The sequence below is a fragment of the uncultured Tenacibaculum sp. genome (assembly GCF_947495995.1).
Classification (GTDB): domain Bacteria; phylum Bacteroidota; class Bacteroidia; order Flavobacteriales; family Flavobacteriaceae; genus Polaribacter.
In genome coordinates this window covers 384,778-408,238 of record NZ_CANMAX010000001.1, presented here as the reverse complement: position 1 = coordinate 408,238, position 23,461 = coordinate 384,778, and the positions used below count along the sequence as shown (strand labels likewise).

21 protein-coding genes are annotated in these 23,461 nt (G+C 30.8%); 4 read left to right on the top strand and 17 right to left on the bottom strand.

The genetic code is table 11. The features are described from left to right. Positions 1–33: 33 nt before the first annotated feature. On the top strand, positions 34–1,020 hold the full coding sequence (gene gwsG / locus Q1A15_RS01800; RefSeq protein WP_299617793.1) for a grasp-with-spasm system ATP-grasp peptide maturase: 987 nt from the start codon (positions 34–36) through the stop codon (positions 1,018–1,020). A 171-nt stretch (positions 1,021–1,191) separates the two neighbouring features. Then, entirely contained in the window at positions 1,192–2,199 is a 1,008-nt protein-coding gene (gene gwsS / locus Q1A15_RS01795) for a grasp-with-spasm system SPASM domain peptide maturase (protein WP_299617790.1), read from the top strand. A 63-nt stretch (positions 2,200–2,262) separates the two neighbouring features. Here gwsS and Q1A15_RS01790 read toward each other — a convergent pair whose 3' ends face one another. After that, positions 2,263–3,663, bottom strand: coding sequence for a TlpA disulfide reductase family protein (locus Q1A15_RS01790; protein ID WP_299617787.1), 1,401 nt, complete (start codon positions 3,661–3,663; stop codon positions 2,263–2,265). A gap of 117 nt (positions 3,664–3,780) precedes the next feature. On the opposite strand from Q1A15_RS01790, the gene Q1A15_RS01785 reads away from it, so the two are divergent. Beyond that, a complete protein-coding gene (locus Q1A15_RS01785) occupies positions 3,781–4,575 on the top strand; it encodes an SDR family oxidoreductase (protein ID WP_299617784.1) in 795 nt (264 codons plus the stop codon). On the opposite strand, the gene Q1A15_RS01780 is transcribed toward Q1A15_RS01785, so the two are convergent. Beyond that, on the bottom strand, positions 4,568–4,924 hold the full coding sequence (locus Q1A15_RS01780) for a hypothetical protein (protein ID WP_299617781.1): 357 nt from the start codon (positions 4,922–4,924) through the stop codon (positions 4,568–4,570). The two genes, Q1A15_RS01785 and Q1A15_RS01780, sit on opposite strands and share 8 nt — an antisense overlap. Positions 4,925–4,988: 64 nt before the next feature. Here Q1A15_RS01780 and Q1A15_RS01775 point away from each other — a divergent pair, with 64 nt between their 5' ends. Further along, positions 4,989–5,519, top strand: a complete 531-nt coding sequence (locus tag Q1A15_RS01775; protein ID WP_299617778.1) for a CvpA family protein — start codon at positions 4,989–4,991, stop codon at positions 5,517–5,519. On the opposite strand, the gene Q1A15_RS01770 is transcribed toward Q1A15_RS01775, so the two are convergent. The 15 genes from Q1A15_RS01770 to Q1A15_RS01700 all read right to left on the bottom strand — a co-directional run bounded on the left by Q1A15_RS01770 (position 5,512) and on the right by Q1A15_RS01700 (position 23,335). Further along, a complete protein-coding gene (locus Q1A15_RS01770) occupies positions 5,512–5,973 on the bottom strand; it encodes a hypothetical protein (protein WP_299617774.1) in 462 nt (153 codons plus the stop codon). The two genes, Q1A15_RS01775 and Q1A15_RS01770, sit on opposite strands and share 8 nt — an antisense overlap. Before the next feature lie 58 nt (positions 5,974–6,031). After that, entirely contained in the window at positions 6,032–9,688 is a 3,657-nt protein-coding gene (locus tag Q1A15_RS01765) for a T9SS type A sorting domain-containing protein (protein WP_299617771.1), read from the bottom strand. 221 nt (positions 9,689–9,909) lie between these two features. Then, positions 9,910–10,539 carry a carbonic anhydrase family protein gene (locus Q1A15_RS01760; RefSeq protein ID WP_299617768.1) on the bottom strand — a complete coding sequence of 210 codons (630 nt, stop codon included), beginning with the start codon at positions 10,537–10,539 and terminating at the stop codon, positions 9,910–9,912. Between the two features lie 29 nt (positions 10,540–10,568). Beyond that, positions 10,569–12,419, bottom strand: a complete 1,851-nt coding sequence (locus Q1A15_RS01755) for a SulP family inorganic anion transporter (protein WP_299617764.1) — start codon at positions 12,417–12,419, stop codon at positions 10,569–10,571. Positions 12,420–12,486: 67 nt separating this feature from the next. Beyond that, positions 12,487–14,094, bottom strand: coding sequence for a SulP family inorganic anion transporter (locus Q1A15_RS01750; protein ID WP_299617761.1), 1,608 nt, complete (start codon positions 14,092–14,094; stop codon positions 12,487–12,489). Between the two features lie 87 nt (positions 14,095–14,181). After that, positions 14,182–14,421, bottom strand: coding sequence for a hypothetical protein (locus tag Q1A15_RS01745; RefSeq protein ID WP_299617758.1), 240 nt, complete (start codon positions 14,419–14,421; stop codon positions 14,182–14,184). A 111-nt stretch (positions 14,422–14,532) separates the two neighbouring features. After that, the gene (locus Q1A15_RS01740; RefSeq protein ID WP_299617755.1) at positions 14,533–15,297 is read right to left on the bottom strand and encodes a tetratricopeptide repeat protein; all 765 of its coding nucleotides are present in this window, start codon (positions 15,295–15,297) and stop codon (positions 14,533–14,535) included. Then, positions 15,294–17,054: a BatD family protein gene (locus Q1A15_RS01735; protein WP_299617752.1), complete on the bottom strand. Its 1,761-nt coding sequence runs from the start codon at positions 17,052–17,054 to the stop codon at positions 15,294–15,296. The genes Q1A15_RS01740 and Q1A15_RS01735 overlap by 4 nt, the downstream gene beginning before the upstream one ends. Positions 17,055–17,144: 90 nt before the next feature. After that, positions 17,145–17,954: a tetratricopeptide repeat protein gene (locus Q1A15_RS01730; protein ID WP_299617749.1), complete on the bottom strand. Its 810-nt coding sequence runs from the start codon at positions 17,952–17,954 to the stop codon at positions 17,145–17,147. A gap of 5 nt (positions 17,955–17,959) precedes the next feature. After that, entirely contained in the window at positions 17,960–19,000 is a 1,041-nt protein-coding gene (locus Q1A15_RS01725) for a VWA domain-containing protein (RefSeq protein ID WP_299617746.1), read from the bottom strand. 1 nt (position 19,001) lies between these two features. After that, positions 19,002–20,006, bottom strand: a complete 1,005-nt coding sequence (locus Q1A15_RS01720) for a VWA domain-containing protein (RefSeq protein ID WP_299617744.1) — start codon at positions 20,004–20,006, stop codon at positions 19,002–19,004. Then, positions 19,996–21,078, bottom strand: a complete 1,083-nt coding sequence (locus Q1A15_RS01715; RefSeq protein WP_299617741.1) for a hypothetical protein — start codon at positions 21,076–21,078, stop codon at positions 19,996–19,998. Before Q1A15_RS01715 ends, Q1A15_RS01720 begins: the two co-directional genes overlap by 11 nt. 1 nt (position 21,079) lies before the next feature. Then, entirely contained in the window at positions 21,080–21,946 is an 867-nt protein-coding gene (locus tag Q1A15_RS01710; protein ID WP_299617738.1) for a DUF58 domain-containing protein, read from the bottom strand. 1 nt (position 21,947) lies between these two features. Next, positions 21,948–22,277: a hypothetical protein gene (locus tag Q1A15_RS01705; RefSeq protein ID WP_299617736.1), complete on the bottom strand. Its 330-nt coding sequence runs from the start codon at positions 22,275–22,277 to the stop codon at positions 21,948–21,950. 68 nt (positions 22,278–22,345) lie between these two features. Further along, the gene (locus Q1A15_RS01700; RefSeq protein WP_299617734.1) at positions 22,346–23,335 is read right to left on the bottom strand and encodes a MoxR family ATPase; all 990 of its coding nucleotides are present in this window, start codon (positions 23,333–23,335) and stop codon (positions 22,346–22,348) included. Positions 23,336–23,461: the final 126 nt, after the last annotated feature.

The window sequence follows — 23,461 nt, the reverse complement described above, 5'->3', positions numbered from 1 at the left end:
TAAAAAGTAGCTCTTACTGATTTTATACTTTATATGATATTAATTTTAAGTACTTCTGAATTAGAAACTTCAACAGATGAAGTAATAGTTTGGTTAAAGAAATTTAATGCAGATTTTATAAGACTTAATGGTGATGATATTATAGATTCATTTCATTTTAAGTTTATAGATTTTAAGCCTGTATTTTATGTAGAAGATAAAATTAATGATAGGATTATTTCTTCTGAGGAAATCACTACAGTGTGGTATAGAAGAAAAATTAATAAAGTTTATGATGCTGTATGTAATTTAGTACCCAATAATATAAATGAGTTTAGAAGTATTTTAGGTATTAATACTTATCATTATAATGAAATGTTGTCTTTTTATGAGATTATTGAGTTTACATTAAAAAATGTAGTTTGGATAAATAAGCCTATGCAGCGCTATAATAAATTAGATGTACTTAATAGAGCTATAAAGTATGGTATAAAAGTACCTCAAAGTTTTATTCAAAATACTGCTCCTTTACCTGTTGAAAAATTTATTACAAAGCCCACCACAGAAGTGAGAGTTTTTAATGATGATTTTAATTATTATTCTATGTATACTTCAGAGCCTAAGCTCAAAAAAGAAGTATTCTTCCCTTCATTATTTCAAGAAAAAATTGAAAAAGAATATGAAGTCAGGAGTTTTTATTTAGATGGAGATTTCTATTCAATAGCTATTTTTTCTCAACAGAATTCTAAAACAAAAATAGACTATAGAAATATTTTCTATGGAAGTGATGATGAGCATTCATTTTATAATAATTGTATTTATAAATTACCAGAAGATATTGAACAAAAACTGAAAAAGTTAATGATTGATCTTGATATGAAAAGTGGTTCAATAGATCTTATTAGAGGAATTGATGGAGAATACTATTTTTTAGAAATTAATCCAGTAGGTCAATTTGGAAATGTATCAGATGTAGGTAAATTTAATTTAGAAAAAATAATAGCTGAAAAATTATGTTTTTATGATGAAAGAAAAGAATAAAGACTTTAAAGAAATAATTAAAGATTCATTTGTTCAAAATATTTTCTTTACTCTTGAAAGTTTAAAAAAAAATGAATCAAAAAAAATTGTAAACCAAGAGGGGTATATTAAAAGTTTGAACACAAAAAGAGTTGAATGTTATGGTGATTTTAGACCAATATCGAAGATTATATGATAGATTACAGGAACTATATTTACTTGTTTTCTCACTGTAAAACTACTAAAGGACACGCCAGGTCTATTATATGTGACCTTGAAAGAGGAGAGTTTGAGTTTATTCCTAATTCATTGGTAGAGATAATTAAGTTTTACAATGGGGAACGAATGGATAACATTCTAGCAGATTTTGATGAAGAGCAGCAAGATACAATTAAAGAATATTTAAATTTTTTAATAGAAAAAGGGTTTTGTTTTCAAACAAAATTAAAAACACCGATAGTTTATTCTAATAAAAAGTATGAATATGCTGAAGAAATTTTAAATTGTATTATTGATTTTGATGATGAATCAAATCATGATTTAGATAAAATCATTGAAAATTTAAATAACATTGGTGTTCCTTATGTTCAGCTAAGGTTTTACAATAAAGTTTTAGCACCAGATTACATAGAGAAAATATTAAAAAAGTTTAATAAAACAAGATGTCGTTATATAGAGTTAATACTACCTTATTCAGATAATTTAAATTCGAAAATAGAAGAATGTATTCCTTTTAACAGAAGGTTGCAGAGTGTAGTTTTTTATAATGCTATTTCAGATAAAAAAAATAAAATAAATAAATGTAATTTGTTTTATTATTGTTTAAACATAGTAGATGAAACACATTGTGGTAAGAATAATCCATCAATGTTTACAATCGGAACAAGGTTTCATAACTTATCTACTCATTGTAATACGTGTTTATTTAAAAAAATATCAGTTGATAAAAAAGGAGAAATAAAAAATTGCCCTTCACTGAAAGTTAGTTTTGGGAATATAAACAACAGTACTCTTAATAGTGCAATGAATAAAAAAGGGTTTAGAGATCTTTGGTTTATTAATAAAGAGCAAATAGATACATGTAACATATGTGAGTTTAGAAATGTATGTACAGATTGTAGGGCTTATACTGAAAGTTCAGGAAAGTATTCCAAACCGATTAAATGTAATTATGATCCAATTACGATGGAATGGAATTAATAAAAAATAAAACGACAATCAATTCTGATTGTCGTTTTATTTTTTATTAAGAACCTAAGTTTATTATTCTTTAGAAGCTGTTTTTTCTTTATTTAAAAACTCTTTAATGTCTTCAACTGCATTAGGAACAGCTATTATTTTTTTGTCTTTGTCTAGGATAAAATATGTAGGCGTTGCGTCAATTCTATATTTTAAAACAGTTTCATTTTTAAATCTGAATTCAGGATGAGTTCCTTTCACATTATGCCAATTATATAGTTTGTTTTTGTTCCAAGAATCAAATTCTAAACTTTCCTCTTCTTCAATTGCAAAAGCAACTACAGATGTTTCTTTGTATTCTTTCATGAATTCATGAACTGAAGGTATTTCATTTACACAATGACCACACTGCGTACTCCAAAAAATTAATAAATAGTTTTCACCATCATTTAATGTTGATAGAGTATAATCTTTATCTCCTTCTTTCCAAGAAAAATCAGGAGCAGTTCTACCTACAGAAGCAAGTAGTTCTCCTAGCTTTTCAGATTTAAACTTAGAATTCTGTAAATCTGCTGGTAATTTAGCGTAATACTGATCAAAAAGTCCATCGACTATTTCTGAATTTCTTTGAATTGTAAAACGTGTAATTAAATATTCTAGGATTTCTTTTTTGATACTATCGTCTTTAATTATTTCCATAATTTTTTCGATAGACTCCTTGTATAATTTTTGTTGTAATGACTGGCTTTCAGCTATGTTTAAGTAGAAAACATAGTTCGTTACTTTATCGACTATAAAAGGCGAGTTGTATAAGGTTTTATCAGAAAAATCTACATTTTTAAAGAAATTATCCAAAACGTAATCTAAGTATTCTTGAGTATCATCAAAAATATCATCAGAATTTGTAGCTTCAGAAGCTTTAATGAAAGTGTTAACTAACATTCCTTCAGATTTACCTTCATAAATCTCTTGAAGTTCTTCTTGCTCTTTGTAAGCTTTCTTATAAGCTTTTTTAGTTTTCTTCTCGTCAGATTTTAAATATTCAACTTGAAGAGAATCAATTGCACGCTGAGTTAAAGCTAATGCATCTAAGTATTCTCTATATACTTTGTTCTCTCTAGATTTTGTAAATAATACAGATTCCTCAGGGAATTGTGGATTAAAAACAAATTCAATATTTTCTTTATTAAAAAAGAAATCTACAAAACCAGCTCCAGTATTTCTATAGCTAACTCTGTAAGCTCCTACTTTAGCATCTGCCGGAAGAGTTAATTCAAAACGACCTACTTTCTGTACGCTTCCACCTAAATCAACGTCTTCTAATTTTATTGTTGAATTGCCAATAAACTTTTGTTTTGCTCCATCAATTCTGTACAATACAACCCAATCACTCTTTTCAGGAGGAGTCATTGTCCCTTTAACTGAAAATTGCGCATTTGCAATTGAAGCAACAAAAATTAGTAAAACAAAAAATCTTTTCATCATTAGTAAGGGATTTTATATTAAAATATATTTAAATTCAACTTCTTGTATCCAATAAGCATACCAAAATTACTATTTCTTATTTAATTTAAGTACTTTAGGTTTAAATAATTGACTTAAATGAGTGTAAAAAATAAAATAATTTGGATAACTGGAGCTTCTTCTGGTATAGGAAAATCTCTAGCCATCTTACTTTCCCGCCAAAATACAAAATTAATCTTATCTTCTAGAAATGAATCTGCTTTAAATGAAGTGAAAAACTTGTGTAACGATAAAGAAAATGTGAAGGTTTTACCTTTAGATCTAGAGAAATACGAAGATTTTCAAGACAAAGTTGCACAGGCAATTTCTCTTTTTGGTACCGTAGATATTTTGGTGAATAATGGTGGAATTAGCCAAAGATCTTTAGCTAAAGACACAAGTATTGCTGTTGATAAAAGATTAATGGATATCAATTATTTGGGAACTGTAGCTTTAACTAAAGCTATTTTACCTCATTTTATACAACAAAATTCAGGTCATTTTGTAGTTACTACTAGCATAGTAGGAAAAATAGGAACTCCTTTACGTTCTACTTATGCAGCAACAAAACATGCATTACACGGCTTTTTTGATAGTTTACGAGCAGAAGTTCATGCTAACAATGTAAAAGTAACTTTAGTTTGCCCTGGTTTTGTAACGACCAATGTGTCTAAAAATGCATTAACAGGAGATGGTTCTCCTCAAGAAAAAATGGACAAAGCAACTGCTAATGGTATTCATCCAGATCGTTTTGCTGTATTAATGCTTAAAGCAATAAAAGCCGAAAAAGAAGAGGTTTATATTGCCGGAGTTAAAGAAAAATTAGGCGTATATGTAAAACGACTATATCCTAAATTATTATCAAAAATGATTCGTAAGCTTAGTGTTACTTAAAAAAACTGATAGAATCAAAATAACTAATTATAGCTTCTTTCATTAACACTGTTTGTTCACCAGGTTTTAAATTTGGTAATTCAGTAAGTGTTTTATAATGAGGCCATCCATCATTGTCAAAGTAGTCAAACTCATAATAACCATAAGGTTCTAAAAGTTTGCATATTGCAATGTGCATTAAATTTATTTTTTCATCTTTTTTAAATTGTCTTTGTCCCTGACCTAGTTCTTGAACACCAATTAAATATATAATTGCATCTAGAGTTAATTCATCTCCTTCTGCAAACTGATTTGTAAGTTTCTCAACTATAAAATCCCACTTTTCTTTCAAATTTGTAACCTTCTCCATTGTATTTTATAATGTAATGCAAAGATACAAACGAGATACTTATATTTGTTAAAATTCTAGTTTTATGAACACCTTAGATATCATTATAGCAGCATTATTACTTTTTGGTTTTGTAAGAGGACTAATGAAAGGTTTGTTTGTTGAAGTTGCTTCTTTAGTGGCTTTGGTTGCTGGTGTGTATGGTGCTATTCATTTCTCTTACTTTTTAGGAGATTGGCTAAAAGAGAGTTTAGATTGGGATGAAAAATATATAACATTGGTTGCCTTTGCTGGAACTTTTGTTGTTATTATTATCGTTATTGCTTTGTTAGGTAGAATATTAACTAAAATTGCAGACTTTGCCTCGTTGGGTATTTTAAATAAGTTATTAGGAGGTGCATTTGGTGCGCTTAAGATCGGATTGATTTTAAGTGTGATTTTTATTTTCTTCGGAAAAATGAATGATACAATACCGTTTGTAAAAAAAGAAAGTTTAGAAGAATCGATTCTATTCAATCCGGTTAAGAAAATTGCTCCTATGATCTTTCCATCTATAATAAAAGGGGATAATGATAATGAAGATGAAAAAGAAAGTGAAGCAGAAACTACTATTTAACTGTAAAGCTTAAAACTTCATAATTACTTTCATTACCTTTTTTACAAAGTTTTTCTTTTATGTGAAGTTGTACTATTTTTCCCTTCATTATTTTAAGAGATTGTAGTTTAGGGTTTTTAGGGATGTTAAAATAAATAGTTTGCTTGTCGTTAGGAAGATGAACTACACTATTTCCTTGACTAACGATTTTAAATGTTTTACAAGTTATAGCATTAACTTCTTTTCCATTACAATTCGTTTGTTGTTTTACTGCGCTAAGAACCTTTGCTTCAATATAAAAAGTATTTGGTTGAATGAATTGTTTTTCATCTTTAACTACATCTCCAAATTTAGGTTTAGAAATCTTTCGTTTTTTGGTTTTCAGAGTTTCTTTTTCTTGTGCATTTAATGATTTACAAGAACTGCATAGAATTAAAAAGAGTACGAATGTAAATTGAAAAAGATTACGTAGCATACAAGTAGTTTTAAAAAAAAGACAGAGACTGTGAAGCCTCTGTCTAAAATAATTATTTTTATTTTTTTACGATTTTGAAACGTTTTGTGGTTTTTTGACCTTCAATATTGATTAAGTAAATACCAGCTGAAACATTTGAAGCATCCCAAGAGTAATTAGTCTTTGTAGATACTTTAGAGTTCTGATGAACAATTTTTCCTGAAAGATCGATTACTTGAATAGATAATTCTTTTTCTGAAGAAATTGTTTGTAAGTTGAAGTTAAAAATTCCAGTAGATGGATTTGGCCAAGCTAATGAATTTAATTGTCCCTCAATTGAAACTAAAGAAGCTTCTTGTGTATTTTCTTCTTCACCACCTGTATTTATGATGTCTCCAAAAATTTGGAAAGTTTGATCGATAGGAGCTCTACCTAATGCAATATTTGTAGGAGTCCAATCAACAGCACCAGTACCAAGTAAATTTGCAGTATCTCTAAACTGCGTTACTTGTCCTACACTATTGTCTTGAGAAGCCCAGAACCATTGATTTCCACCAGGTAAGAAAGCTAAGTTAACATATATTGAAATCCAGTAGTTTCCACTTTCTAAAGTAAGAGCTTCAGGAAGTGCAATATTTAAATTAGGATCATCTATATTAGAAATTGGTGTAATCGCTCCACTATTGAAAACTTCTTCACCAGGAGTTCCAGCATTATCTGCATAAATGACTACATCTACACTAGTATATTGAGGAGATCCGCTACCGTTACCAAAGGCTAAAATTCTTTCAATAACCCAAGTATTTCCTGCAGGAACAGTAAAGTCATCAGCTGCCTGAAGAATTCCTCCGAAATCAAATACATTTTGAGAAGGAATTTGAGAAACTTCTGTTCCAACTTGCTCGTAAATTCTAGGTTCAGAAATTGTAACATCAAATGCAGTTGCAGCTTGTTCTCCGTTAGAAGTAGCAACAAATCCAATAGAAGCTACACCTGTAGCTTCAGGAGTATACGATAAGGTTAAGGTATTTCCATCTAAAGTAGCAGTAACTAACTCTGGATTAGTATTTGATAATTCAATAGCTATAGGTAATCCTGCAGACTGAACAAATAATCCTGTAATATCAATTTCTGTATCAGGACTATTTGCTGGTAAATTAACATTGTCAATTAAAAATTCATTCGTTAATGTAGCTTCAGGTAAAGGGTTAGCAGTAATAGGGAAACGTGCGCTAAATAATCCATTACCATGAGAAGCAACAGCGATAAATCCATCTTTTCTAGTTACTACTTCATCAGTAACAGCAGTTCCGATAGCGTTATTTTCTTTTCTCCAAACAGTATTACGTCCGTTTAAATAATCAGTATAATATAAACCTGTACTTGTAGCAGCAAAGATTTTTTGATTTCTAGAGTATTGATTTTCCTTACTTCCTAAGAAAGCAGTACTTCTTACTGAAGGTCCGTTTCCAGATCCGTCAGGTCTTTCTTCTAAGTTACCACTAATGTTTGTCCAAGTTTCTCCAGCATCTTCAGTAAAGAAAACACTAGGAATACCGTAATTAGAGAATGTTACAATAACTCTATCTGAGTTTGAAGGATCTACATTAATATCATTAACAAAACCAGTTGGTAATCCTTTACCAGAAGAAATATCTACAGCTGGTTGATCATCAAGAATAGCGTTATCCATTCTGTAGATAGCTCCAGAATTTGTACCATAATATAATTTATTCCCCACTGGGAATTTAGAAACATCTACAGCAGTAACTCTAGTACCAGCCGGTGTTCTAGAAGTAGAAATGTTTGTCCAGTTAACACTAGCATCACCATTAGAAAATAATGGAATTTCATCTAAATTTCTATTTCTCCAAACACTATTTCCAATTGGCATATACATAATGTTATCATTGTTAGGGTCTAGAATGAAAGGATTTATAAAAGAAAACCCTGTTGCTCCTGCTGGTCTAACTCTTGTAAATGATAAGAAATCTCCATTTTCATCAAAGTTAAATCTGAAAAGATTTCCGTTTTGAGAAGAAACGTAACGAGTTCTTCCTCCATCTGCAATAGCACTATAACTACCATCTCCACCGAAATCTTCTTCCCAAATAGCATTAGGATCAGTAGAATTTGTATACCAAGTACCGTTATCTTGAAAACCAGCAAGTAAATCGTCTGAATTTGCTTCAGGATCAAAAGAAACATGGTAAGGTTGAGTTGTAATATATCCGTTGTTTAAAGATTCCCATCTTACAGGCTCAATACCAGGATTTGTTTCAGTAATGTTTTCAGCAATAAATACACCACCATCATTTCCAGATAAAGCTCTGTTAGGGTTAGAAGGATAAAAAACTAAAGCGTGTTGATCTGGATGTTGATTTGTGTATAAACTAACATTATTGATAGGAGAGTATCCTGCTACCCAGCTTTCTTGCGCTGCTAAAGTATTAAAAGCAGTTGTTGATCTGTATAAGTTTGTTCCTCCAACAAAAACAATATTATTGTCTGCAGGATGAACTTTAACTAACATATTGTAACCACCTTGTAAATTTAAATTTCCAACACGTCCTCCAATTGATTCTGAAGGTAAATTAGCAGATAAATTTTCCCAAGCATTTTCAACTCTATTATATCTGTATAAAGCTGCATTATCTGTTGGATCTTGTGTAAAGAAATAAACACTATTTTCATTAGAAGGATCTATTCCCATTACAGTTCTACCATATCTAGTTAAGAAACCTTCTGGAGTAATGTTAGTCCAGTTGTCTCCATCAGTAGACGTAAAGAAACCTGCATTAGGAACTCCTCCTGAATCTATAGTTGCATAGATTCTTCCTGAAGGAGTAATACTAACTTCAACAGTATTATCAAAACCTCCAGCTAAAACTTCGCTAAAAGAATTTCCACCGTCTTTAGATCTGAATAATCCATTAAAAGTAGCAACATATAAATCTCCATTTGTTGGATTTACAGCAATTGAGTTGATTAAATCGAAACTAGATTCAAATGTTCCAACATTTTCGTTTCTAGTTGCTCTTAATAATTCCCAAGTTCTACCTTGATCTTGAGATTTGTAAACTCCGCTTCCTTGGTAAAAACCACCACTTGTTCCAGCAGAATTTCCTTGCCTTTCACCAGAGGCAAAATACCAGATGTATCCTTTGTTAGGTCTTGGATCTTGTACAATAGTCGTAATACTCGGACTTTGGAAAGAACGTGTTACTTTTCTCCAAGTTTCACCATTGTTTTCAGATCTCCATAAGCCACCAGATACACCACCAGCTAAAATAACATTCTCGTTATTTCTGTCGATAGCTAATGCTCTTGTTCTACCACCTACGTTATAAGGTCCTCTATTTATCCAGTTAGAAAAATTTCCATTGTTAGCAGATCTAGAGTAAGCTCTACTAAAATAATTGTCTGTGCTAATACTTTTAGAAAATTTAAGCTCAGCTTTTCTAATTCCTTTAGGGATTTCACCTGTTGAAGGATTTCTTAAGCGTTCAAACTCAAATTTAGCTCTTTCGATAGCATTATCTGCTTGACGTTGAGGTACAGTTCTTGAGTCTGTAGCTCCAGTTTTACTGTCAAACATTTTTTGGTTTTTGTAAACCTGATCTTTCTTTACGGCCTTGTAGTTTGCCGTTGGTTTAAGATTTTGCGAATTTAAAGTACCGCAAATACCAAACACAAGCAGTGATAAAACACTGCCTCTGAGTAATTTTAGATTCATGTGAGGTTAATTTTAAAAAAATCAAAGTTAATCTTAATACGAATCTATTATCTGTGAAAGAAATCTTAAAAAAGTTAGCTGAGTGTTAATATTTATAAGGGTTTGAGATAATTTATTGTGTATGTTTTTGAAGTTCAGTTTTTTAAATTATTTAAATAAAAAAGAGCGCTTAATTTTAATTAAACGCTCTTGTCATTTTTTTTGAAAAGAATGTCATTTTTCTACAACATTGTAACTTTTCCTGTGTGTAATGAATATACTCCACCAACAATAGCGATTTCGCCATTGTCTTCCATTTCTTGTAAAATTTTACTACGTTCTCTAATTCTTTCAATAGTTAGTTTTACATTGTTTTCTACAGTTTTAGCAACAAATGCAGGGTTTGAAGAATCAGCAACACCATCTACTTGTTCAGAAGCCATTTTTGCAGCAGGTGTAATATTAGCTAACATACTTGTAATGTTACCAAGTTCAACACCGTCACAAGCAGCTTTTACTGCTCCACAACTTTCGTGTCCTAAAACGAAAACTAATTTACTTCCAGCAACAGCACAAGAATATTCCATGCTTCCTAAAATATCTACATTTTCGAAGTTTCCTGCTACACGAGCAACGAAAATATCTCCGATAGTTTGATCGAAAACTAATTCTACTGGAACTCTAGAATCGATACAAGATAAAACTACAGCTTTTGGGAATTGTCCGCCGGTAGTTTGTTCTACAAGAGAAGTAACATCAGATGCTGTAAGATTATTAGCAATGTAACGTTCGTTACCATCTAATAAATCTTGTAAAACTGATTTAGGAGTAAAGTTACCTTGTAACTCTTTAGTTAAAGCGGTATTTCTCATTTTAATTCTTTTTAATAATGGTTTATGTTTTAAATATTTTCTTTAACCCAATCTAAACAATCAGAAAAGGTTTTGAATGTATGTTCTGTAGACACTAAATCAGGAATTAATCCGATTTTTTCCATCATGTATTTTGGTTGTTCAAGAACTCCTACAAAAAGTACATGAATTCCATTTTTCTCTAAATCAATAAGAATATCTTCTAATGCAAATAATCCAGACTGATCTACATATGGCATTCTATCCATTCTAATAATGGCTAATGAAGCATCATCGGGGATTTGTTTTGCCAATTGTTGGAAGTTACTTGTAGAACCAAAAAATAGAGGACCGTCGATATGTTTAATAAATACTTTGTCAGATAAATCATCAGGAAAATCAGCTTCATCTTCCCATGCTTCTTCCTGTAAAGCTGTTACATCTGAACTTTTAGCGGTTACATCACCAATTTTTTTCATAAAAATTAACGATGCAATCACTAACCCTATACCTACAGCGTAAACTAAATCCCAGAACGTAGAAAGTAGTAATACGGTAAGCATTATAATAAATTCTGAACTCAGTTTAATTGGTCCTAATTTTACATCTTTAGGTAAATTAGGAATTGCACGAAGTCCTTTGTAATCCATCACTCCAATTCCTACAGTTATTAAAACTCCAGCAAGAACTGCTGCTGGTATTTTAGAAGCTATAGGTCCTAATCCTAATAATATGATTAATAACATCACTCCAGCAATCATTCCTGAAAGTTTAGTTTTACCTCCAGATTTGATGTTTACTACAGTTCTAATTGTTGCACCAGCTCCTGGAATTCCTCCAAAAATAGCTGCAATACTGTTACCTATACCTTGACCAACTAACTCTTTATTCGGTTTATGTTTAGTTTTGGTCATATTATCAGCGACTACAGAAGTTAATAAAGAATCTATTGCACCTAACAAAGCAAGTGTGAAAGCTGTAAAAATGTAGGGCTTTATACTACCTAAACTAAAACCAGAAAATATTTCTAGGTTCGGAACAGGCAATCCACCAGGAATTTCCTCTATAGGCCTGTATGGTAATTTAAAGATTAAAGCGATTACTGTCATCACCACCAGTGCAACAAGTGTACTTGGAATAGCTGTAGTAATTCTTTTAAATCCGTAAATAATAATTATAGTTCCTAAGGCTAACAGTAATTCTAAAAGATTAATGTTTTTAACTGCTCTAGGTAATACCTTTAAAGCACCTAAAACACCAGATGATTCTTTTCCTGCTAAAGTTTTAGCTTCTTTTAAAATTGCTTCTTGTGTAATTTCATTAGAACGTTTAATCGTTTCTTTGAAATCTTCTAATACAAGAATTCCTTCTCCAGCTTCATCTTTTAAAATATTTTGTAAGATGATTTCTTGAGCTTTAGGTTTAAACTGTTCTACAAAACTAGTGTCTTCCTTTGCATAATAACCTATAGATGGTAAAATCTGAGTAAATAAAATTATGACTCCAATTGCAGTCATAAAACCAGATACTACAGGATAAGGAATATAACGAATGTATTTTCCGAAGCCAAGTAATCCAAGACCAATTTGAAGAATACCAGCTAAAAGAAATACAGTTAGTATTGTAGGTAATGCCTGATTTACATCTCCGTCATTAGCAGCAATAATTGCTGCAATAACTACCATACTTACAGCAGTCATAGGTGCAGTTGGACCAGATATTTGTGTATCTGTACCTCCAAATAAAGATGCGAAAAACGCAATAATTATAGCTCCATATAAACCTGCTGTAGGTCCTAAACCAGATGAAACACCAAATGCTAGTGCTAATGGTAAGGCTACAATACCAGCTGTTATACCTCCAAAAAGATCTCCTTTAATGTTAGAGAATAGATTTTTCATTTTCTGTTAAATTGAATTCTTTAGTTAGGCATAATATACACTAATAATTTTAGTGTTGTATTAAAAACTAACTTTTAGGGTTTAATCTAAAAAACTCAATATAACTTGGAGGGTTTTCTATAACACCTCTTTCAGAAATTAATTTGATATCGATATTACGCTCTTTAGCCTTGTATGCAAAATCTTCTAAAATTTCAATAATATCATTATCTAAATATCTTGTTTTTGTAACGTCTAATTCTAAAGATGAATTTTCAGGTAAACTATCTAACTCTTTTAAAATTGCTCCTTTATTAAAGAAAGTAACTTCTTCGGCTAATGTCATTTTAATTTTTCCATCATTTACATTTTCACCTTCTTTGTGTAAAAAGTGAGAGTTTTGGAAACTTTTGAATAAAATAACAAAGATACCTACTGCTAAACCTAATCCGATACCAAGTAATAAATCACCAGTAATAGCCATTGGTAAAACTGTAGTCATAAATGGTAACCATTGTTTCCAACCTAATTTAAACATTGTTTTAAATGTTGATGGCTTAGCTAATTTGAAACCAACCACGAATAATACAGCAGCTAATACAGATAAAGGAATTTTATTTAAAAGTGTAGGAATTAAAATCACAGAAATTAATAATAAAAATCCGTGAATAATAGCAGACATTTTGCTCTTTCCGCCAGATTGAATATTTGCAGAACTTCTTACGATTACTTGAGTAATTGGTAATCCACCGATTAAACCAGAAATAATATTTCCTGTTCCTTGTGCGATTAACTCACGGTTTGTTGGAGTTACATTTTTATCAGGGTCTAATTTATCAGTAGCTTCAACACATAATAATGTTTCTAAACTCGCAACAATAGCAATTGTAAATGCTATTACCCACACATCTTTATCTCCAATAGCAGAAAAGTTAGGAAAACTAAATTGCCCTTTAAAACTATCGAAACTATCAGGTACTGGAACAGAAACTAATTGCTTTTGTAATAATTCTAAAGAACCTCCTTGAGTTACAACGTAGAATATGATTCCAACAACTACAGCTACTAATGGACCTTGTACCAGTTGGAAAATTTTTCCTTTTTTAGATAATACATTAGACCATAATAATAAAATTCCTAATGCGATAATACCAATAAGTGTTGCACCGATACTAATGTTTCCACTAATTAATGCATTAATAGAATTTAATAAACCAGAAATTAAATTTTGCCATTCAACTTTAAGAAAAGAATAATCTCCAGTTGGGTTTTTATCCATTCCAAAGAAATAAGGAATTTGCTTCAAAATGATAATGATTCCAATACCAGTAAGCATTCCTTTAATAACAGAAGAAGGGAAGAAATAAGCAATAATTCCAGCTCTTGCAACTCCTAAAAGTATTTGAATAACACCTCCTAAAACTACAGCTACTAAGAATTTTTCGAAACCACCGTTTTCTAATCCACCAAGAGTTACGATTGCGGCTAATACAATTGCAGCTAAACCAGCTGCTGGTCCACTAACACCAATACTAGAACCACTAATACTTGCTACAACGATACCACCAATGATACCTGCAATTAAACCAGAAAATAAAGGTGCTCCACTTGCTAATGCAATACCTAAACATAAAGGTAATGCAACAAAAAATACCACTATACTAGCGGGAAAGTCGTTTTTTATTGTTTTAAACATGATAATATTAAGATCTCAACTAGAAGTTAGCTGAGTATTTTTTTATAGTTAATTTTTAAAAATTTATGTAAAATGTAAATATGAAGTTTAACTATAAAATTCTGGGGGTGGAGATTCTAAATTTCTGAATATAGAGTTATATTCTATTGAAATATAAATAATGTTTTTTTGAATCGTTTTATGAAAGTAAGTTCTAAAATTAGGCAGAACACTCACAATTTTAATCTCAATATCTTTACTAATTTCAGTTTCTTCACCATCTTCTTCCATGTCTATTTCTAAAGAAACTTCACAGTTAAAATTATTGATAACTAGATAGGTAGGCAATACAATTGATGTAAGCAGAATTAATGAAAACATGTATGTATAAATTACCCTTATCATTATCATAAAAATATCAAATATAAATAACTCTAGGGTAGGAGTTTTGTTAAAATATTAAAAAAGACTTAATATTTTTATGTCATTGCTTTTTAACCAACCTATTTTTCCATCTGCTAAACGTATTTTTTGCCAGTCATCCACTTCATCTAATACTCTAACTTTAGCACCTTCATGAATAACAAATACTTCGTCGCCATTTTTTGTAGGTTCATTTTTTACAGATACTTCACTAGAGAAAATAATTGCCTCTATAGTGTTTGCAGATTTATTGTATTGATGGTATGAGATCGCTAAAGAAATAACTAGTAACAACGTACTTAAAATACTTGTAGTAAAGAATAATCTTTTTCTAGTCGGACTACTAGAGAAGTAATAAGAGATAAATAAGAAAGCGGCCAAAAAAGATAAGAAAACTGTAATCTTAGCCCAGTTATTATAACTGATTTTACTAATATAATTACTGTTGAATTTCTGTAAAACAGATTTTGGTAACTCTTCTATTCTATCTAAAGCCAAACGTTTCGCAAAAACAAGATTATTTTTAGCGTCTTCATTTAAAGGATCGATTAGTAGGGCTTTCTCATAATAGAAAATAGACGGACCAACTTCGTTTAATTTATAATAGCTATTGGCTAAATTATGATATAATTCAGAAGAAACTTTTTTAGAGGTGATGATTTCCTCGTAAAGCTCAGCAGCTTTTTTATATTCTCCGTTTTTATATAGTGAATTTGCTTTTTTAAACGTAGCATCAAGATCTTGTGCTCCAGCAAAATTCGAAATCAATATAAATGTAAGTAACCAAATTATTTTTTTCATGATAATTGCTTGTCTAATAAGGTTATTACTTGTTTAGCTTTGTTGTATTCTTCATTCATTTCTACATTTGAAATCGGTGTATATCGAGCAAAGTCACATCTCTTTAATACATCAATAAATTCAGTTATGGTTGAAGAATCAACATTTTTATTCTCTAATAATTCTGTAATTTTTTCTCTACTGATATCAGAAGTTTCAACTCTAAGCTTGGCTTTAAGGTAATTATGTAAAGCTCGCTCTAAAGCTTCATAAAAAGCTTCTTTTTGTCCAAGTAGTTTACTTGCTTCAGATAAATATTTCTTCGCTAATCGATCTGCTTTTCTTTGTTTATTTCCAATGATGTCAGAATCACGCTCGCTTTTCTTTTTACCAATAAAAATTGCAAGAGGTATGCTAATTAATGGAAGTAAAAGCAAGATGTAAAACAAAGCAGACTTGAAAAAGTTTTCTTTTTGAACTTCCTCTAATGAAGTAGAAGTTTGAATATATCTGAAATTATTACCTGTTGTTTGAACATCTAGTTTATTTACTTTCGGATTCGTATTAGTAACTAATTCTTTACCTTCAGTAACATTCACAAATAAATCTTCTGTACCAATCGTATAATATTTTTCATCTTTCGGGTTGAAATAAGAAAATTCTGTGTTTGGAATCTTATATTTTCCTTTGTATTGTGGTACAACAGTATAAGTATCTGTAACAGATCCTTTCAATCCAGATGAAGTGATTTGTACATTTTCTTTTCTTTCTGGTTGATAAACTTCTAATTCTTTAGGTGTTTCTATCTTAGGAAGTTCAAATAATTTTAAGTTTCCTTTACCAGATATTTCAACTTTTAATTCAGAAGATTCGTTGGCTTTTAATGTGTTTTTATTAGCAGTTAATTCGTATTTATATTCTCCAACGGCACCAGTAAAACTACTAGGTTTTCCTTCTTCTGGTAAAGTTTTAGCTCGTATTGTTTTTTTAGCAGAGGCATATTGTTTTCTTACTCTTCGAGTAATCGGGTTCCCGAAAAAGTCAGTTCTACCTGTAGGAACAGCAACTAAAATATCCATTTTCATAGGATCGATAGTTAAGTTTCCAGACTTCGTAGGAATAAGTAAAGCTCTATGTAAAACAGCATATCGATATTGTTCTCCATTGTACATTGCTGTTTTAATTTGAGAACCATCACCTTTTATCTCTTGATTCCAAAAGCCTATATATTGAGGAGATTCAGTAATCGCGTTATCATAAATACCAACGTTGTTACTAAAATACAGTCTGTATTCCACATAAATTCCTTCACCAACATACGGTCTACCTTTTGATACTTCTGCAACTAAGTGAATGTTCTGTTCAGCAATATAATCTGGATCGTTTGGGTTTTTAGGTGTTTTTACTGCTTTGGTAACAATAATTTTAACGGGTTCAGATTTTAAAGTTTTTCCATCAAATTCAATACTTGCAGATGGTAAATTAAATTCTCCTTTTCGTAATGGTTGAATAATGTAAGTGTACGATTGTGTGAAGCTAGATTTTCCGTTAACCCAAGATTGGCTCACAGATTGACTAGGACCACCAACGACTTTGAAATTTGTAAAATTTGGAGGAGTAAAATTATCTGCACCTTGTTTATTAATGGCAAACTTAACGCGTAAACGTTGATTTACACCAAGCTTATTTTTGCTAACTTTTACTGATAATTCAGCATCTTGTGCAAAAACAGATAGCGATACGAATACTAATATAAATGATATAAACTTCAGTTTCATTTGTTATTCAAAAACGGATAAAAATAAATATTTTTAGGCAGTATAAATTAATTGATTTTTAAGATTTTGATCTTAAATTTTTCATAATTCTTACCAGTCTTTTTCCTGTTTTATTTTCCTTCCTTTTGATTTTTTAACGTTCATCTTCTTTTGAGTCTTCTTTTCCTCATTATTTAAGCTTTCAAGCAGCTGTTTCATCTGTTCAGGAGTCATTTTACCTGGACGAGGTTTAGGTTTTTGCTTCTTGTCTTTGTCTTGCTTATTTTTTTGATCTTTCTGATCGTCTTTATTATCTTTTTGATCCTTTTTGTCGTCTTTCTTTTCCTTGTCGTCTTTATTCTGATCTTTATTTTGTTTGTCTTTTTGATCCTTTTTATCGTCTTTTTTATCCTTCTTATTATCTTTTTTATTCTTGTCGTTCTTATTTTGCTTTTGCTGATCTTTTGCTTTTTTCTTAGCAACAGCTAAATTGTAACGAGTTTCATCGTCATTAGGATTATTACGTAAGGCATTTTTATAAGCTTGTACAGCTTGATCGTATTGCTTTTGTTCCATCATCGCATTACCAATGTTATGGAAAGCTTCAGCTTTTTCTGCTTTAGATTTAGACGTTTTTGTAGTTAATTCGTACTGAGAAACAGCTTCTTTATAGTTTTTACCTTGGTATAGAGAATTTCCAAAATTGTAACTTGCTTTATCGTATTTACCATCTTTACCAAGCGCTTTTCGGTACGCGATAGAAGCTTCGTTAAATTTCTCCTTATTATAAAGTTCGTTACCAGATCTTAATAAAGACCTTGCCTCGCGTTGAAGTTTTAGTGTGTCTCGTTGAGCAAATACAGAAGAAATGCTCATGAATGCCAATAAAGTAATACAAAAATTAACAAATGATTTTCTCATATGAATTATGATTCTTTTTCGTTAAATAGATCTACTTTTTTAATCCATTTTGTTTTTCTTTCAAAGAAGAAAATATCGATTATTAAAAATAATAATCCAATTCCAACGAACCATTGAAATTGATCCTTATAGTCTGAAAATTGAGTGGATTCGAATTCACTCTTTTGTGCATTAGCTATAACCTTTTCGATTATTTCTACAGGCTGTTCGGTTTTATTTCCATCTATATATTCACCATTCGCTACATCAGCAATGCCTTGTAAAACGTCTGGTTTTCTTTGGGTGATTACAGTTTCACCTTGTCTGTTCTTTTTATAACCAACAAGACCACCGTTTAATTCAATTGGAATTGGTCCTCCATTTTCTGTTCCAACTCCAACAGTGTAAACTTTTACACCTTCGTTAGCGATATCTTGTGCTTTTTGTTTGGTTTCTTCTTGATGATCTTCTCCATCAGAAATTATAATAAGAAACTTGTTAGTTTGTTCATCATTATTATAATAAGTTCTTGAAAGATCTAGAGCTTCGTTAATGGCAGTTCCTTGACTAGAAACCATATCTGGGTTTGCATTTTGCAAAAACATTTTTGCAGCAGCATGATCTGTTGTTATAGGTAATAATGGATATGCATTTCCAGCATAAATAATGATTCCAACACGATCACTTCCTAGCTTATCTATAATTTTAGAGATAATTTGTTTCGATTTCTCTAAACGATTAGGAGCGATGTCTTTGGCTAACATACTTTTGGAAACATCTAATGCAAATATAATGTCAACACCTTCGCGTTTTACAGTTTGAAGCTTAGTACCCATTTTTGGATTCACCAAGGAAATGATTAAAAAGCTAATTCCTACTAGAAGAAATACAAGCTTTAAAATCGACTTAAATACAGAAGCATTTGGAGCTAGTTTAGCTAGCAATTCTGTATTTGCAAACTTCTTTTGCGTGCTTTTCTTCCACCATAAAACCAATATGAAAATGACTATCATTATTGGAATGATAATGAAAAAGTAAAAATATATTGGTTCTTCTATTTTATACATGTTATATAAAGCTTTTAAATAACGTGTTTCGTAATATGAATTCTAAAATCAAGAATATACCTGCTAAAAACACAAAAAATCTATAGTTTTCAGTGTAGTTATAGTATTTGAATTCTTCTATTTTAGTTTTCTCTAACTTGTCAATTTCGTCGTAAATTTCTTTTAATGAAGAGTTATCGGTAGCTCTAAAATATTCACCTTCGGTTTCATCAGCAATAAACTGAAGTAACTTTTCATCAATTTCAACTTTCTGGTTTCTAAAAGATAATTGTCCTGTTCTTGGGTCTTTTGCCCATGGAAAAGGAGCCATTCCGTTAGTTCCAATTCCAATGGTGTATACTTTAATTCCGATTTCCTTAGCAAGTTCAGTTGCAGTTTTAGGATCAACAAAACCAGCATTGTTAACACCATCGGTAAGTAGAATAATAACTTTACTTTTAGCTTTACTTTCCTTTAAACGGTTCACGGCAGAACCTAATCCCATTCCAATGGCAGTTCCTCCTTCTAATTGTCCCCATTTAATTTCAGAAATAGTACGTTTTACAATAGATTTATCACTGGTAATAGGTGTTTGAGTAAAACTCTCACCAGCATAAACAACTATTCCAATTCTATCGTTAGGTCTTCTATTTACAAAATCTACAGCAACTCTTTTTAAGGCTTCTAATCGATTTGGCTTTAAATCTTTTGCTAGCATACTTGCAGAGACATCAATTGCCATAACAATATCGATACCTCTATTTGTTTTTGTTTTCTTACTAACAGATACATTTCTTGGTCTGGCCAAAGCAACAATTAGAGCCGCTAAAGCCAATAACCTAAACACATGTAAGAAAGGTTTCAGTTTTGGAAGTAAACTAGTTCCTCCGTCAAAACCTTTAATGTTAGGTACAGAAAGTAAAGTGTTTTCTTTTTTTCTGTTTGAAAATAACCAAACAGCTAAAAGTGGTATTGCAATTAATAACCACAAGAATTCTGGACTATGGAACTCAAAATTATCGAACATCTGTTACTTGTGGTTTTAATGAATTTAATATTGGTTGTGTTTTTGAAACCGAATAAATAATTGTAGCGATGAATAAAACAATTACTATGATTGTAATTATTTTAACTAACAACGATGGTTTCTTCACAATTGGTTTTTCAACAATAATAACAGGTTCTAAGTCAACTTCTGTAGTTTCTGATTCTGTTACGTTAGGTTTTAAATTGTCGATAATATATTTCGCAATATTTCTATCGGCTTCAATTTCATGAGCTAAAGGTTTTGATTTAGCAAACTTTACTAAATCAGCTTGTCTTAATAAATCATTTAACTTGTCAATTGTTTCTTTTTCTGCTATAATAGCATTAGAATCATTAAAGTCAGCTAAGCTTTCTATTAAGCCTTCGGAAGTGGTCTCCAGAGCAGGAACGTGAAGTTCTCTCTCGATAAAATTCCTGATGATATGAGTTAACTCGCTATAATGTTCTTTGATTTTATTGTTCTGCCATAAAAGTTTTCCATCAAGTACTTTTAAACCTTTTAAAGCTTCTTGATAAGGTGATAAAAGTTGTTCTGAAGTTTGAACTTCATCATCATTAGTTCTTTTAAGAGCAAAGTATAAGATAGATCCAACTAAAAGTAGAATAGCAACAACCCAAAATAAAATATGTTTGTAATCATCGAAGCGATAAGGTTCACTTTTAATTCCTTTGATCGCAAACATTTTTACTTTCGTAGTATCTATAGCTACAGTAGCTACGTTAATTAATAAACTATCAGTAAAATGAGCTTGATTTCTAATGAATATTTGCTGTCTTGGTATGTAGAAAGCACCGCTATCAAAACCAGTTAGAATATATTTCTGAACAAGTTTGTTTTGGATTGTATCTAACTTTAAACTATCAATAACTTCTAATCCGTTTAATTGTAGTTTAGGTATGATAACATTATCAGTTCCATCGATAGACAATTTGTATTGGAATTGTTCTCCTATACGAATATTCATGGTGTCCACTTCTGCTTTAACAGCATTGTTCTGTGAAAATCCTTGAATAGAAAGTAATAATACTAAGTATAGTAATAAATTCTTCAAATTATGCTTTGTTTTTAAAATAGCTTAATAACTTCTTGACGTAGTTTTCGTCGACTCTAATATTAATAGTACCTAATCCACTTTTCTTAAATGAATTTTGAAATTCATCTTTTAAGCGTAGTGCATTAGCTTTGTATTTGTTTCGTAACGATTTAGAACTCGTGTTAATTAATCGAACTTCTTTAGTCTCATTATCCAACATTGGAACCATTCCTAAATTAGGAATTTCTTCATCGAATTTGTCGTAAATACGAATTCCGGTGAGGTCATGTTTATTACCAACGATTTTTAACGTTTTCATGTAGTTTTCATCAATAAAATCAGAAAGCATAAAAACAATCGCTTTTTTCTTCATTACACTTGATAAGAATTTAAGCGCTTCTTCTATGTTGGTTTTCGAACTTTTTGGAGAAAACTCTATGAGTTCACGTATGATACGTAAAACATGACTTTTTCCTTTTTTAGGTGGTATAAATAATTCAATTTGATCTGAGAATAAAATCAAGCCTACTTTATCATTATTTTGAATAGCAGAGAAGGCGAGTGTTGCAGCAATTTCTGTAACGGTATCTCTTTTAAATTGAACAGAAGTCCCGAATGATTCAGATCCTGAAACATCAACCATGAGCATCATTGTAAGTTCGCGTTCCTCCTCGAAAACTTTTACATAAGGCTCGTTGTAACGTGCGGTTACGTTCCAATCAATTGCTCTAATATCGTCTCCGTATTGGTATTGTCGAACTTCAGAGAAGGTCATACCACGCCCTTTAAAAGTAGAGTGGTATTCTCCTCCAAAAATATGATTAGACAAGCGTTTTGTCTTGATCTCGATCTTACGAACTTTTTTTAATAACTCTTTGGTATTCATATTAATTTAACCAGTCTAATGGTAAAGGTGGTAATTGTATATCAGTATCAACAGATATTGATTTTACTGCAAATAAAGGCGCTTCTTGAATAGAGATATTAACATTGTTTTTCTTTCCAATCTCCTTTATTACCTCCTTCATACTTCTTTTTTGGCATAGTACTAGGTAGTTCATCTGCACGTTTGATTCTGTTTTTAAATCAAAACAATCTACCCAAAACGATGGTTTGTCGTCTTTGTATACTATTGCTTGTGTGTTTTTCTGTTTACCAGTTTCTAAAATTTCTTTTTTTCCTGTTAATGTTTTGTACGTTGTTAATTTGAAAGTCATTCTTAGCAAAAAATTTAAGGGATTAATTAGGTTTTTGTTGAATGGCTAGTTGTTAGTTGTTGATTTGGTTATGGAACCTGAACTTCATTGATAATTGCATTAATAATATCAAGAGAAGTCATATTTTCTGCCTCTGCTTCGTATGTGATTCCTATTCTGTGTCGTAAAACATCTTTCGTCATTGCACGAACATCTTCAGGAATTACATATCCTCTTCTCTTGATAAAAGCATAACATTTAGCTGCTTTAGCTAAAGCAATACTACCACGAGGAGAAGAACCAAAGCTTATTAAAGGCTTTAATTTTTCTAAGTTGTAATTTTCTGGATAACGAGTAGCGAAAATAATATCTAAGATATATTTCTCTATCTTTTCATCCATGTAAACTTCATTTACAGCTTCTCTAGCTTTAAGAATTTGTTCTAGAGAAATCACCGGATTAACTTTTCCAAAGCTATTATTTAAGCTTTGTCTCATAATTAATTGTTCATCTTGTAATTTAGGATAATCGATAACTGTTTTTAGCATAAAACGGTCAACCTGTGCTTCAGGTAAAGGATATGTTCCTTCTTGTTCTACAGGGTTTTGAGTTGCCATTACTAAGAAAGGCTCGTCTAACTTAAATGTTTCGTCTCCAATAGTAATTTGTCTTTCCTGCATTGCTTCTAATAAAGCCGATTGTACTTTTGCAGGTGCCCTGTTGATCTCGTCTGCTAAAACAAAGTTTGCAAAGATTGGTCCTTTTTTAATTGAGAAGTCATTATCCTTCACATTATAAATCATAGTACCAACAACATCGGCAGGAAGTAAATCAGGTGTGAACTGAACTCTGCTAAAACTACCTTGAACAGCTTTAGATAAAGTATTAATAGCTAAAGTTTTTGCTAAACCTGGAACACCTTCTAATAATATATGCCCGTTACCTAGTAAACCAATTAAAAGTCTTTCTATCATTGTCTTTTGTCCTACAATGACTTTATTCATTTCATTGGTTAAAAGATCTACAAAAGCACTCTCTCTTTCTATTTTTTCGTTAATAGCTCTAACATCTACATCCATATGATAAGAAATTATTAGTTATGATTTTAAGTGAACAAAGCTACAATATTAACATTTTTTTTCTTGTTAAAACGAGGTTAAAGGTATTTGAAGGTTTTACTAAATATTTTAACGTTGTTTTAGTGG